We start from the raw sequence: 13,411 nt of genomic DNA, 5'->3' as shown, positions 1-13,411 counted from the left end.
GCCCGTTGGTTGAACCTTTTTCGCTCGGGAGCCGAACTACAGGAGTATCGGCCGGACGAAGGGACTTCTGCTGTGCGCCACAGGGCAAGGTGCTGGGTCGTCGCCCTGGTCGCCGCCACCGTCGCGGGTACGACCCTCGGCGCCGGGGCCGCGACCGCCGACGTGACCGTGACGCCGGGGCAGGCCGTACAGGGTGAGGCGGCGAAGCTGACCTTCCGGGTCACCGAGGACCGGGCACCGGCGTACACGACCAAAGTCGAGCTGTCGATGCCGGAGTCGGCGCCGGTCGCGGAGACGTACCCGATGTCGGACCCGCAGTGGGCGCCCCGGATGACGATGCGCAAGGTCGACCAGACGCTCGGCGGGATCCACCACGGCCGGGTCACCGAGGTGGTCGCCAGCATCGTCTGGACCCGGGCCGGTGCCCCGGCCGCGGGCGGTGGTCCGGCCGAGTTGGTGGTCTCACTCGGCCCGATGCCGCAGACCGACCAGATGACCTTCGCGGTGACCCAGACGTACTCGGACGGCCACGTGACGAACTGGAACCAGCCGCCCTCGGCCGAGGTCCCGCAGCCGGACTTCCCGGCGCCGGTGCTGACCCTGGCGCCGCCGGCCGCCGCGACCGGCCCGACCGCCGGGGCGGCGTCCGGGGCCGCGCCCCCGGACGGCGGCGTGGCGGCGCAGGACACGGACGACCCGGCTTCCGGCTCGCTGACCACGGGCCTGGTCGTCGGACTGATCCTCGGGCTGACCGTCGCCGCCTGGCTCTACCTGCGCCGCCCCCGCCCCGGGACGACCGCCGCCGAGCGGGCGGACGCCGCCCCGGCCGAGCCGGACGGTCCCGCCGCGGCGACGGAACCGGATTCGGCCGACGCGTCGGCCGACCCGGCGGCCTCGGATACATCCTCGGGTGCGCGGACGGCCAGCGGTGGGCGGGCCTGGCGACTGCGCGAGTGAACGCCCCGCCCGCCCCGCCGGGCAGGGCAGGGCAGGGCAGGGCGGGACGGGCGGGTGGATCAGTCGGTGGTAGCGGTCTCGTCAGCCTGTTCGTCGGGCTGGGCGGACTCGCCGCGCCGGAGCACGGCTTCGGGGGCACAGAGCACGGTCACCCGGTAGGAGACGCCGAGGTTGGAGAAGATCTGACCGCGCAGGCCGAGGCAGAGCCCGACCCCCGGGAGCCCCTCGGGGTGCTCGAAGAACTCGACCACCGGCTCGGCGATCGCCCCGACCAGTCCCTGGGTCCGCAGCGCGGTGCTGGCCACCTGGAGCAGACCCGCCGTGACCTGCACCTCGACGTCGTCGAGCCCGTCCACGTCGTACCAGTGGGTGTCGGGGAGGAAGAGCTGCGAGTCCACGGTCCGCTGCCGGTAGTCGGGACCCAACTGGCCGCTCTCGGCATCCGGTCGGTCGCCGATCCAGACCATCCCGGCGTAGTCGCTGCGCAGCCGCCGCGCGTCGGTGGCGAACTCCGTCACGACGGTGTCGAGGCGCGGCTGGGCGGCGAGGTGCACATCTGCGTCGGTCACCCGGGGCACCCTAGCACCGCCCGACCCGGCCGGTGGCCCGGCCACCCCCGCCGCCACCAGGGGCGTTCTGGGCCCGGTGCGGTGGTTCGTCCCGCAGGCTACCCTGGGGTCCCCGCTGGACGCGCCCGTCGCCTTGGGACGAAAATGTGCATCGAAGCGATGGCGGTCGACGGTACGCCGGGAGAGGGGCGTCAGTTCGGGGCACGCAACGCCACCGGTCACCAGGGGTGGCCGGTGCTGGACGCTGATCGGGGACGTACATGGGCATCATGGGGCAGATGCAGCGGGCACACGCACAGCAGGTGCACGCACAGCAACGGGCATCGACCACCCCGTACCAGCAGCACCAGCAGATGCTCTGGGAGGCCGAACGCGCCCGGCAGGCCGCCGAGCGGGCGGCGGAGGCCGACGAGCGGGACCGCCGACGGCTCTACCTGGAGGCCCGGGCGGCCCGGGTCAAGGCCGCCAACGCCAACCTCCAGTCCCAGTTGGACGAGTTGGACAGCCTGCTCCAGACCACCCTGGCCATCGACGACCACATCGACCTCGAACGGCTGAAGAAACAGGCCAGCTATCCGGAGTTCAGGCCGGGTGAGCTGGGCGTGCCGCTGCGGGCGCCGGACTGGCGACGCTTCGCGCCGCCGGAGCCGAACGCACTCGGCAAGATGTTCGGCGGCGAGGCCCGCTACCAGCAGTTGCTGACCGAGGCGGAGCAGGCGTTCGAGAAGGCCAAGGCCAAGCACACGGCCGGCGAGACGGCCCGGCAGCAGCGACTCGCCCAGGCCCGGCGCAAGTACGACCAGCACTGCCAGCAGCTCGACGCCCAGGTCGCCAGCCACAACGCCGAGATCGAGAAGTTCGGCGCCGCGCTGGCCGCCGCCGAGCCGAACGCCGTGGTGAAGTACTTCGGGCTGGTGCTCGGCAACTCGGTCTACCCGGAGGACTTCCCGCAGCGCTACCGGCTCGCCTACGTACCGGACTCCCGGCTGATCGTGGTGGAATACCTGCTGCCGACCGTCGCGGTGGTGCCGAAGGTCCGGGAATACCGCTACGTCAAGGCCGACGACGAGGTGCAGACCGTGGCCCGCCCTGCGGACGAGATCCGGCAGCGGTACACCGACGTGATCACCCAGGTGGCGCTGCGTACCGTGCACGAGCTCTTCGAGGCCGACCGGACCCGGCTGGTGGAGACGATCGTCTTCAACGGCATCGTCGAGACCACCCACCCGGGCACCGGGCAGGCGGTCCGGCCCTGCCTGGTGACCCTGCGGACCAGCCGGGACGCCTTCACCGCGATCAACCTGGCGAAGGTCGATCCCGCCGCCTGCCTGCGGCACCTGCGGGCCACCCTGTCGCCCCGGCCCGAGGATCTGGTCCCGGTGCGCCCGGTGCTGGAGTTCGACGTGGTCGACAAGCGCTTCATCGACGAGGTGGACGTGCTGGCCGACCTGGACCAGCGGCCCAACCTGCACAAGCTGAGCCGCACCGAGTTCGAGGAGCTGATCCGGACTCTCTTCGGCAAGCTCGGGCTGGAGACCCGGACGGCCCGGACCGCGCCGGACGGCGGGATCGACTTCGTGGCGTTCGACCCCCGGCCGATCTTCGGCGGCAAGGTGGTGATCCAGGCCCGTCGCGACCGGGGCACGATGGACGTCTCGGCGGTACGGGACCTCTTCGGCACGGTGCTGGGCGAGGGGGCGACCAAGGGGATCCTGGTGACCACGAGCGGCTACGGTCCGGAGTCGTTCGAGTTCGCCTCCGGCAAGCCGCTGGAGCTGATCGACGGCTCCAACCTGCTGCACCTGCTCGCCGAGCATGCCGAGGTGCGCGCCCGGATCGACCCGAACGAGGGCTGACCCCGCCCGGCGACGGGTCAGGTCAGTCCGTGCCGGCGTTGCGGCGGTCGTACGCCTCCCGGGCGGCGGCGATCGCCTGCCGGTGGCGTTCCGCCCAGCCGGTCAGCACGAGCAGGGAGTCGTAGAGTTCCCGGGCCATCTCGGTCGCGACGTACTCGACCCGGGGCGGGACGGTCGGATAGGTGGTCCGGACCAGCAACCCGTCGCGTTCGAGGTTGCGCAGGGTGAGGGTGAGCATCCGCCGGCTGATCCCCTCGACCGAGCGTTCCAGTTCGGTGAAGCGGATCGGTCCCCGGCTCGCCTCGATGATGATGCCGATGCTCCACTTTCCGCCCACCCGGTCCAGAACCTCGCGAACCGTACAGGCCTGGACGTGGTCGCCGGGACAGGCCGGCTGGCCGTCGCCGAGCTCCGACTCCGGGTCCGTACCCGTGTTCGGCTCGGTCATGGTGCGCCTCCTTGGTTCGGCGGCAATGGTCACATGGGGTGGAGCGGCCGACAACTCGTACCCCTGCTTACCCGCCCTGGTGCCGGCCGTGCGGTTCGACGGCCGGCACCAGGATCGGGACCGGGATCGGGGTCTGCGGTGGTCAGCCGGTGATCGCCAGGTCGGCGTCGCTGAAGACCGGGTGTGCCGGGTTGACGTCCGCCTCACCGCCCCGGCCGTCACAGCCGCGCTCGGGGGCGAACATCAGGTAGGTGCCGGCGCCGCACGCCACCGACGGTTCGGCGTCGCCACCGACCACCACGTTGCCGCTCAGGTTCGCCCCGCCCTGGACCAGGGCGTTCTGCCGGACGATCGCGTTACCGCCGACCGTGGCGCCGTCGTTGACCCAGGCCAGGTCCTCGATCCGGGCGTTGCCGTTGACCGTGGCGCGGCCGTAGACGGCGGCCCGGGGGCCGACGTAGGCGCTGGCCGCGACGGTGGCCCGGCTGTCGACCCAGCCGCCGCCGTTGCTGTGCCAGCGTCCGCCGCCCGGCGCCGCCGGCCGGACGTAGCCGGGCTCGAAGCCGGACGGCGTCGCGCCGGTCAGCCGGAACTGGTACGGGTACCGGTAGTTGCGCGGGTACCCGTCCAGGAAGGCGTACCTGTGCACGGTGCCGGGGGTGCCGGTGACCACGAGGTACACCTCGCGCTCCCCCGGCTGGGTCTGGAAGCTGAGCTGGCCGTCGCTGCTGGTGAGCAGCGGACCGTAGCGCGGGGTGCCGTTGCGGACCGCGACGAACCCGAAGGTCCAGCCGGACTGGGCGGCCGAGTTGACGTGCCCGCGCAGCCGGAGCCGGATCAGCGCGCCGTCCGAGGCCGGCACCAGCCTTATCTTGTTGTACCCGTAGTCGGACGGTGCGATCGCGTCGGAGATCCGGAAGTGCCCGGCGGCGGCGTTGACCGCCTCCACCGCCACCCCGTTGTACGCGGTGACGAACGGGTAGAGCCGGTTGACGAAGGGCATGAAGTCGGAGCGGTTCGAGTAGTCCCAGGTGACGTTCCGCTGGGCGTACTCCCCCATCCGGCGGTTCAGTTCGGCCTGGCTGATCCCGGTGATCCGCCGGTACACCTCCAACGGGTGTTCGGTGTTGCGGGCCTCGTTCCAGATCCGGTTGAACATCGCCAGCCCGTCCCGGTCCTTGATGTACTGCAACAGCATCCAGGCGCCGTAGTGGTGCCGGCTGCTGCTGTAGGCCAGGTTCTCGGTCCGGATGAACCGGGTCAGGTCACCGGCGCTGCCGGTCGGGTAGACCTGCATCGCCATGAACTCGGCGCTGGCCTCCCAGAAGGTGCCGGCGCTGGCGTGGGTCAGCCCGGCACCGGACCGGCCGAGGAAGGTGTAGCACTGGAAGACGTGCGCGAGTTCGTGCGCCAGTCCCCAGGAGCCGGGCGCGGCGGCGGCCGGGGCGATGTTGATCACGCCCACCCGGTTGTCCACCGAGCCGCCGGTGGCCCAGGCGTCCAGCGGCACCGTGGACCAGGTACGGGTGACGATGACGATGATCTTGTGCTGGGCCAGCAGCCCGGTCTCCGGGGTGAACCGCATGGTGTGCACGTAGAACGCGTACAGGTTCTCCAACTGGCTGAGGATGTTGTCCGGGTCGAACCGGTAGGCGCTCGGCGCGTTCCGGGGGTCGGTGCCGGAGCGGTCCCCCCAGAGCAGGATGAAGTTCGTCGACTCCCGGGTGCGGCTGGAGGTCCACGGCACCTCGCCGTTCGCCCAGCGGGCCGGGATGTAGACGCTCTTGGCGGCGGCGGCCGGAGCCACGGCGGCCGCCGGTGCGGCGCCGGACGGTACCGGTGCGGCGGCCGCCGGTGCGGCGGCCGGGGCCGCCAGCGCCAGCGACGCCGCGACGCCGACCGCGCCGCGACGCCACCGTGTCGAAGTGGTCATCGTAGTTCTCCCCAGGAATCGTCGGGACGGTGTGCGGTGCTGGTGGGGTGCGTGGCCGGGGCGTCCCCAGACCGCCCGGACGCCCTGGTGGGGCGTCCGGGCGGCCCTGTGCGGGGTTGGTTCGGAGGCGGCCGGGCTCAGGGGCTGTACGCCTTCACCTCCAACAGCCCCACCGAGCCCTGGCCGCTGGTCAGCGCCACCCGCAGCCGGGTGGTGCCGATACTCGGGAAGGTCACCCGGTTGTACTGGTTGACCGCGACCGGATAGCCGCTGGCGCCGGGCAGGTCGGCGTAGGCACTGCCGGTCCAGTACTGGAGTTTCCAGGAGGCCGGGACCCGCACCCCGCCGTTGTCGTCGAAGAGGTAGACCTCGGCGGCGTTCAGGGTGCGGCTGGTCGGCCAGGTCAGCTCGGCCCACTGCTCCCCGGTGTTCGGCCAGGTGCCCCAGCGCGGGTTGACGGTGTCGTTGGAGCCCGGCGGATCGATCCCGTCGTTGAGCGCCGCCACGCTCTCCCAGGCCGAGGTGTACGACGCCGACGCCGACGCCGCCCCCGCCACGTTGCCGCCCGGCTCGGGATCGGGATCCGGGTCGGGTTGGGGGTTGCCGCCGCCCCGGTTGTAGACCTTGATCTCGGTCAGCCCGGTCTTCGCCGAGCCCGAGGCGTGGGTGAACTGCACCCGCAGCCGAGCGGTGCTGACCGGGGTGAAGGTGACCCGGTTGTAGTTGGACTGCGGCGTACCGGGGGTCTTGACCTGGGACGCGGCGTTCACCCAGGCACTGCCGTCGAAGTACTGCACGTTGTACGAGGCCGGTGGCCGGTATCGGTTCGTCGCCCGGTCGTTGCGGAACCAGAGTCGTACCTCGTCCACGGCCCGAGCCTGGCCGAAGTTCAGCTCGTAGGAGTCGGTGGCGTTCGGCGAGCCGTAGCTGCCCCAGATCGGCTCGTTGATCGGGAAGCCGTCGATCGCCGCTCCGGTGGAGGTGCCGGAGGCGGTGTACGAGGCGGTCGCCGTCGCCCCCTGTGCCAGGTTCGGCGTGGTCGAGGTGAGGTCGGCGCCGGCCTTGGCGAAGATGTCCACCATCCGGGCGCTGTTCTGCACCACCTGCTGCGGCAGTTGCAGCCCGGACACGGCGGTGCTGAAGCCGGTTGTGCCGCCGGCGGGCAGGGTGACCGCGCCGGTCGCCGGGTTGTAGAGCACCCGGGTGAGCCGGTCCACCGTGAACGCCCGGGTGCCGTTGAGGTAGACCGAGTAGCCCTGCGGGACCCCGGAGTACCGGGTCACGCCGTCGGCCGGGTCGTCCCAGACCACGCTGAGGTCCATGTTGCGGTACCGCAGGTTGTTCACCGCGAAGTGCGACCAGTTGATGTTGATCGGGGAGAGTTCGATGGTGTTGTCGGTGCGCGGTCGCAGCCCGGCGACGTCCTCGACCACCGTCCAGTTGCTGCTGCCCAGGATGTTGTGGTGGATCCAGGACCGGTAGGCGATGGTCCGGGACGACGGGTTCCAGTCCGCCCAGAACTCGTTCGCGTCCGGCCACTGGGTGTTGCCGCCGATGTACTGCGCCCAGGCGTTCCAGTAGAGCAGCTGCTTGTAGTTCTCGGCCGTCATCCACTGGTTGGGGTAGTTGCGCAGCACCGAGGAGTAGAGCCGGAACTGCACGGTCGAGTTGATGGTGGAGAAGTTGTTGCTGCCCGGCTGCCCGGCGGCGGCCGCCGCGGCCTTGTCCCGCTGGTTGGCGGTGAAGAACGGGAAGATCGGATACTCCGCCGGGTCGTCGAACAGCCGCAGCGCCTGCCGGTACTGGTCGGTGTTCGGCATCAGCCCGACCGAGTACGGGTAGTAGTTGTTGATCTCCTTCCACGGCACGTGCGTGTTCGTGGCGACGTGCTTGTGCTCCAGCAGTTGCCGGGACGGGTTCCACAGCACGTTGACGATGCCGTTGCGGATCCGGTCGGCGATCGTCTGCATCTCGTTCGCCTTGGCCGTGTTCCCCAGCAGCGTGTACGCCTGCACCGCCGCCATCGCGTTGCTCCAGACGTACGCGCCCTCGGCCCGGTCCAGGTTGCCGGAACGCCAGTGGAACGACACCGCGTCGGCGTCGTTGCCGGTCATCGCGCCCCAGTCGTACTCGATGATCCCGTTGTTGTTGGTGTCGTAGCTGGCGAGCTGCCCCTTGACGTCCTGCTCGGCGTAACGGGCCAGGTTCGCCACGATCGCCGGCTGTCCGCCGTGGATCTGGTAGCTGCGCCAGGCCGCCTCGGCGACGTACTGGGTGTAGGAGTTCGACCAGTTCTCCGGGTCACCAGGGTTGTCGGAGAAGCGGCCGTTGCGGGAGACCTGTCCGACCGAGGTCCACGGCCCGTACGAGTAGATCGGGTTCCGCAGGTACTTCAGGTCGTCGATGTGCATCGGCTGGGTCAGCACGATCGCGTTGTTGTAGCCGAGCGCCCCCTCGACCGAGGTGGGGAACTGGAAGTCCTGGCCGGGGATGTCCACGTCGAGGTAGTTGAAGCGCATCAGCCACCAGCGGTAGTAGATGTTCTTCTTGATCGCCGGGTCCGGCACGTCGATGTACGGGATGTTCTCCGCCCACCACCGGTTGTACGCCCGCACGTGCGTCGCGAACGCCGTGGCCGGGGTGTAGCCCCGGTAGGCGTTGTACTCGGTCAGCGACTCCGGGATCTCGTTCGCCACGAACCCGAGCTGCACCTTCGTGCTGACCGACTGCCCGGCGGCGAGCGTCACCGACCGGTTCAGCCCGCCCGAGCTGACCGTGAACCCGTCCCCGGAGAGCCGGGGATAGAGCGTGGTCAGGTTGTTCTTCACCGCCCGGGTCCCGGTCAGCTCGCTGCCGCTGCCCGTGGTGGCGTACGGCGAGGTGGCCCGCAGTTGCAGGGTCACCGAGCCGGAGCCGTTGTTCAGCACGTTCAGGTTGGTCACCGCGACGTTCTGCGCGGTGATGAACTTCGACACCTCGACCCGGACCGAGCCGCTGGTGTAGACGCCCCGCCAGTGGCTCGGCGACTGCCACCGGCCGGAGACCTGCTCGGTGAAGGTGCCCGGGGTGACCGCCACGGTGTACGCGGCCTGGCTGCTGATGTTGTCCCAGTAGGCGGCGTTGCCGGCGAAGCCGATCTGGGCCGGGTTGTGGGTGTACATGAACATGCCCCGGCCCCGGGTCATCAGCCAGGTTCCGGCCGGGTCGTTGCCGGGGCGGGCGAGCAGCCGGTCCAGCCAGAAGTCGGTGCCGCCGCTCTCGGCGTTGTAGATCGCCTGCATCGTGTTGCCGGTGTTGTAGCCGACCGGCGGGGCCGGGACGGCCGGCCCGGAGAACGTGGGAAAGCCGATCGTCTGCGCGGCCGTGGCCGGGGCGCCCGGGGCCACCAGGGCACCGGTGGCCAGCAGTACCGCCAGCCCGGCGGCCCAGGATCTCCGCTTCCTACCTGGTGCGAACTTCCTACCCGGTGCGAAACGCATCGGGTCACCTCCAAAGGGATTCAGTGGTGGGGGTGGAGCGGGGGGGGGGGGGGGCCCCCCCGGGGGGGGGGGGGGGGGGGGCCCCCCCCCGCCGGGCCGGGGTTAGGGCTGGTAGGCGAGCCACTCCAGCAGGCCGGTGGAGAAGCCCGACCGGGAGGTGATGTTCAGCCGCAGCCGCGTGGTGCTGACGGAGTTGAAGGTGGTGACGTTGTAGGTGTTGCCGGCCACCCCGCAGTTCGACTGACCGGGCACGTCCGCGTACGCGCTGCCGGTCCAGTACTGCACCCGGCAGGAGGCGGGCAGGTCGACGCCCTGGTCGTCGTCGAACCAGTACGTCGCGATCCGGTTCACGTCGCGGGCCGCCGGCCAGGTGTACTCCACCCACTGGGTGCCCTGCTCGGGCCAGTTGCCGTACGCCAGGTTGCTCCTGTCGGCCGAGTTCGCCGGTACGCCGCCGTTGTTCAGCGCCGCCAGGCTCTCCCAGGACGAGACGTACGAGGTGGAGGCCGTCGCCGAGGTCGCCAGGTTGGTGCCGGCCGGCGGTCCGCCCGGACCGGGTCCGGGACCAGGGCCGGGGCCGGTGCTGGTCTGCACCACCCGCTGCATGGTGCCGTCGGGGTTGAAGTAGAGCCGGTCCACCGCCACCGAGCGGCGGAAGTTACCCCCGCCGGGGGCGTTCGCGGTGTGGTAGACCATGTACCACTGGCCGTTGAACTCCACCACCCCGGCGTGGTTGGTGGTCGAGGAGACCTGGCCGAGCACGACGCCCCGGTGCGTCCACGGCCCCATCGGGTCGGTCGCGGTGGCGTACCGCTGGCAGGCGTAGCTGGACGAGGTGACGCAGCCGTTCGTGTCGTTGGCGGCGTACATCAGGTAGTAGAGGCCGTTGCGCTTGAACATCCACGGGGCCTCCCAGAAGTTGGTCAGCCCGCTCGGGGTGACCACCGGCCCGTCCAGCTCGATCATGTTCGACTTCAGCCGGGCCGCCCGGGCACCCCAATAGCCGCCCCAGTAGATGTACGCCTGCCCGTCGTCGTCGACGAAGACGGTCGGGTCGATGTTCAGCCCGGAGGAGTTCGGCGTGCTGTCGCTGATCAGCGGTCCGCCCTTGGCGTCCGTGAACGGGCCGAGCGGGCTGTCCGCGACCGCGACCCCGATGTCCATCCAGCCGGCGCCCCGGCCGTTGACCGAGGTGTACCAGTAGTACCTGCCGTTGCGCGGCTCGACCTCGCTGGCCCAGGCGTCGGCGCCGGCCCATCCGAAGGTGGCGATCGAGGCCCGGGCGCCGTGGTGGGTCCAGGTGTTGGCGTCGGTCGAGGAGAGGACGTGCCACTCCCGCATCCGGAAGTTGTTGTCCCCGGTCGGCGCCTCGTCCCGGCCGGCGTAGATGTACATGGTGTTGCCGACCACCAGCGGCGCCGGGTCGGCGGTGTAGATGCTGGTGATGATCGGGTTCGCCGCCGAGGCCGGGCCGGCCGGTATCGCCAGCCCGACCCCGGCCAGCAGTCCGGCGACGCCGCCGGCCACGGCCCGGAACCATCGTCTGCTGCGCACTGTCGATTCTCCTGTTCGATCTGGGGGTGCCGGTCGGGCGGGACGAAGCGGCGTCACAGGCCGGTCGAGTTCAGGTCGGCTATCTCGGCCGCGCTCAGCGCCCGGGCGTAGACCCGGAAGCCGTCCACCGCGCCGGTCAGGTAGGGGTCGCCGGAGTACTGCGACCGGCCGATCCAGTTGTTGGTGGTCGAGCCGAGCGCGGAGGGCCGGGTGGTCAGCGCGGTGTTCCGGGCCACCTCGACACCGTCGAGGTAGAGCACGCCGGTGTTGCCGGTCTGGGTGACCGCGACGTGCGTCCAGGTGTTCACCGGAATCGCGGCCGGGCCGTTGATCTGCTGTTCCGTTCCCGCTCCCCCGCTGCTGATGGCGAACCGGACGGTGCCGGCGCCGCTCTGGCCGGTGAGGAAGAGGTACGCCCCGGTCCCGGTGCCGAAGTCGAAGACCCGGGCCCAGGCCGCGGCGGCGGTCCGGCGTACCCAGGTCGCGACGGTGAAGGCGGTGGCGCCGGCCAGCAGCCCGGCCGGCAGGCTGACGTGCGCGCCGCTGCCGTTCAGGTTCACCGCGTTGCCGGTCCGGCCGGTGGTCCAACCGGCGCCGCCGGTCAGGGTGCCGGTCTTGCCGTTGCCGGTGGCGTCGGCGGCGGAGGTGCCGGCGGTCTCGTCGAACCGGTAGTGCGCCACGAACGGGACCGGCGGTGCGGCCGTCACCGTCCAGTAGACGGTGTAGCGCTGGCCGTGCATCTTGTAGAACGGCAGCAGGGTCACCGTCCCGGTGCTGGCCGTCGCGGTGTACTGCAACGGGGTCGAGGTCGGCGTGATGGTGCCCGGGTTCAGCGTCGGCAGCGCGGAGAGGTTGGTGCTGCCGTACGCCCCGGCGAGCACGATCGGCCCGTGCTTGACCGCCTGCACGGTGGAGTTGTCCGGGGTGGCCTCCCGGGTCAGCGCCATCGGCAGGCTGATCTCGACCACGTCGCCGGAGGCCCAGCTCCGGTTGATCCGGGCGAAGCTGCCGGCGGCGACCCCGGACTGCACGGTGCCGTTGACCCGGACCTGCGCGCCGGTGGCCCAGCCGGGGATCCGGATCCGCAGGTCGATCGCGCCCGAGCCGGTGATCGTGAGCCGGCTCGACGGCGTCTCCGGGAAGGTGGTGTCCTGCTGCACCGTGATCCCCCGGCCGGGCCAGACCAGCCGGGAGGCGGCGAAGAGGTTGACGTAGAGGATGTCGCCGCTGTGGAAGTAGATGCTGTCGGCGAGCTTGGTGTGCGTCTCCATCCCGGTGCCGTGGCAGCAGGTGAAGTTGCTGTAGTCGTTGCTGTACGTCTTGGTCCCGCCGGCCCGCAGCGGCACGTAGTAGCAGTGGAAGCCATGCGACGAGTTGGGGTTCTGCGCGCCGATCAGGTGGTTCCAGAGTGCCCGCTCGTAGTAGTCGAGGTAGTCCAGCCGACTCGGGTTGGTGAAGAAGAGCTGCCGGGTCAGCTTCAACATGTTGTACGTGTTGCAGCACTCGCAGGTGTTGTCCGACAGCTCGCTGGCGATCCGGTTCGGTGCCTTGAAGTACTCCCCGTTGGAGTTGCCGCCGATCACGTAGCTGTGCCGGCCGACCACGATGTCCCAGAAGTTGACTGCGATGTCGCGGTACCGGGTGGTGCCGGTGGCGTGGTATTCGCGGATCGCCCCGAGGATCTTCGGGATCTGGGTGTTCGCGTGGTAGTTGTTCAGCGCGTCGGTGTTCGCGGCCAGCGGGTCGAAGATCTCCGCGTGGTCGAAGTAGCGGGCCGTGGTCAGGTGGTCCGGATTCTCGGTGAGCTGGTAGAGGTTGGTCAGCACCTCGTTCATCCCGCCGAACTCGGTGTCCAGCATGTTCTGCCGCTGGGTCTGGGACAGCCGGTCGTTGCGGAACTTCACCCAGGCCGCCATCCGGGTCAACACGTCGAGCGCCTGCGCGTTGCCGGCCAGCAGGTGCATGTCGAGCAGCCCGGCCATGATCTTGTGCAGCGTGTAGTACGGCGCCCAGACCTGCTGCCGGGCCTCGACCCGGTCGATGAAGCTCTCCGGGTACGCCGACAGGTAGCCGGTGTGGTAGCCGGCGGCGGTGGCCCGGTTCTGGCAGATCGCCAACTGCGCCACCAGATAGTCGCCCTTGGTCTTGAACGCCGCCTGCCCGGTGTTCGCGTACGCCTGGGCCAGTGCCGTCAGCACGTGCCCGGTGGAGTGGCCGCGCAGTTCGGTGCTCGGCGACTCCCAGCCGCCGCAGGCGGTCGCCGAGGAGGAGAGTCCGTAGTTGAGCCGGAAGGTGTGCAGCAGCCGGTCGGGGTCGAGGAAGTTCAGGTACGCCTGGGTACGGCCGGCGTTGGCCTGGAACGGGCCGGCGAGCAGGGTGACCGCGGAGAGCGGGAACGGGTACGCGGAGACGCCGATGTCGGTCCGGGCCGCGGCGGCCGGTGCGACCGGCAGCGTGCCGGCGACCGCGGTGCCGACCGCGACGGCGGCACCGGTCTGCAACAGGGATCGGCGGGACAGGGCGGGTGCGGGCATGGTTGGTCACCTCCGGGGGCGGGGGGGGGGGGGGGGGGGCCGGGGGGGGGGCCCCCCCCCGGGGCCGGCCGCCCGGCCGCC

8 protein-coding genes are annotated in these 13,411 nt (G+C 70.8%); 2 read left to right on the top strand and 6 right to left on the bottom strand.

The annotated features are described in order from the left end of the window. Positions 1–72 precede the first annotated feature (72 nt). Positions 73–957, top strand: coding sequence for a YcnI family copper-binding membrane protein (locus V1634_RS16055; protein WP_331208630.1), 885 nt, complete (start codon positions 73–75; stop codon positions 955–957). 59 nt (positions 958–1,016) lie between these two features. Here V1634_RS16055 and V1634_RS16050 read toward each other — a convergent pair whose 3' ends face one another. Next, positions 1,017–1,526, bottom strand: coding sequence for a hypothetical protein (locus tag V1634_RS16050; protein ID WP_331208629.1), 510 nt, complete (start codon positions 1,524–1,526; stop codon positions 1,017–1,019). 278 nt (positions 1,527–1,804) lie between these two features. Between V1634_RS16050 and V1634_RS16045 the strand changes: the two genes are divergently transcribed. Beyond that, a complete protein-coding gene (locus V1634_RS16045; RefSeq protein WP_331208628.1) occupies positions 1,805–3,382 on the top strand; it encodes a restriction endonuclease in 1,578 nt (525 codons plus the stop codon). A gap of 22 nt (positions 3,383–3,404) precedes the next feature. Here V1634_RS16045 and V1634_RS16040 read toward each other — a convergent pair whose 3' ends face one another. The 5 genes from V1634_RS16040 to V1634_RS16020 form a co-directional block, all read right to left on the bottom strand. Then, positions 3,405–3,830 (bottom strand): winged helix-turn-helix transcriptional regulator, encoded by a 426-nt coding sequence (locus V1634_RS16040; protein WP_331208627.1) that lies wholly within the window; start codon positions 3,828–3,830, stop codon positions 3,405–3,407. Positions 3,831–3,972: 142 nt separating this feature from the next. Beyond that, on the bottom strand, positions 3,973–5,763 hold the full coding sequence (locus V1634_RS16035; protein ID WP_331208626.1) for a DUF6055 domain-containing protein: 1,791 nt from the start codon (positions 5,761–5,763) through the stop codon (positions 3,973–3,975). Between the two features lie 137 nt (positions 5,764–5,900). Next, positions 5,901–9,242: a discoidin domain-containing protein gene (locus V1634_RS16030; protein WP_331208625.1), complete on the bottom strand. Its 3,342-nt coding sequence runs from the start codon at positions 9,240–9,242 to the stop codon at positions 5,901–5,903. 102 nt (positions 9,243–9,344) lie between these two features. Beyond that, the gene (locus V1634_RS16025) at positions 9,345–10,796 is read right to left on the bottom strand and encodes a glycoside hydrolase family 43 protein (RefSeq protein WP_331208624.1); all 1,452 of its coding nucleotides are present in this window, start codon (positions 10,794–10,796) and stop codon (positions 9,345–9,347) included. Positions 10,797–10,849: 53 nt separating this feature from the next. Next, complete coding sequence (locus tag V1634_RS16020; protein WP_331208623.1) at positions 10,850–13,330, bottom strand: glycoside hydrolase family 127 protein; 2,481 nt, start codon at positions 13,328–13,330, stop codon at positions 10,850–10,852. Between the last annotated feature and the right edge of the window lie 81 nt (positions 13,331–13,411).

This window comes from Plantactinospora veratri (assembly GCF_036421995.1).
In the GTDB taxonomy this organism is placed as follows: domain Bacteria; phylum Actinomycetota; class Actinomycetes; order Mycobacteriales; family Micromonosporaceae; genus Plantactinospora; species Plantactinospora veratri.
This window is presented reverse-complemented; position numbering and strand designations above follow the sequence as displayed.

Coding starts and splice junctions, on each gene's coding strand:
- V1634_RS16045 (WP_331208628.1), top strand. CDS start 1,805: ATGCAGCGGGCACACGCACAGCAGGTGCACGCACAGCAACGGGCATCG.
- V1634_RS16040 (WP_331208627.1), bottom strand. CDS start 3,830: ATGACCGAGCCGAACACGGGTACGGACCCGGAGTCGGAGCTCGGCGAC.
- V1634_RS16035 (WP_331208626.1), bottom strand. CDS start 5,763: ATGACCACTTCGACACGGTGGCGTCGCGGCGCGGTCGGCGTCGCGGCG.
- V1634_RS16030 (WP_331208625.1), bottom strand. CDS start 9,242: ATGCGTTTCGCACCGGGTAGGAAGTTCGCACCAGGTAGGAAGCGGAGA.
- V1634_RS16020 (WP_331208623.1), bottom strand. CDS start 13,330: ATGCCCGCACCCGCCCTGTCCCGCCGATCCCTGTTGCAGACCGGTGCC.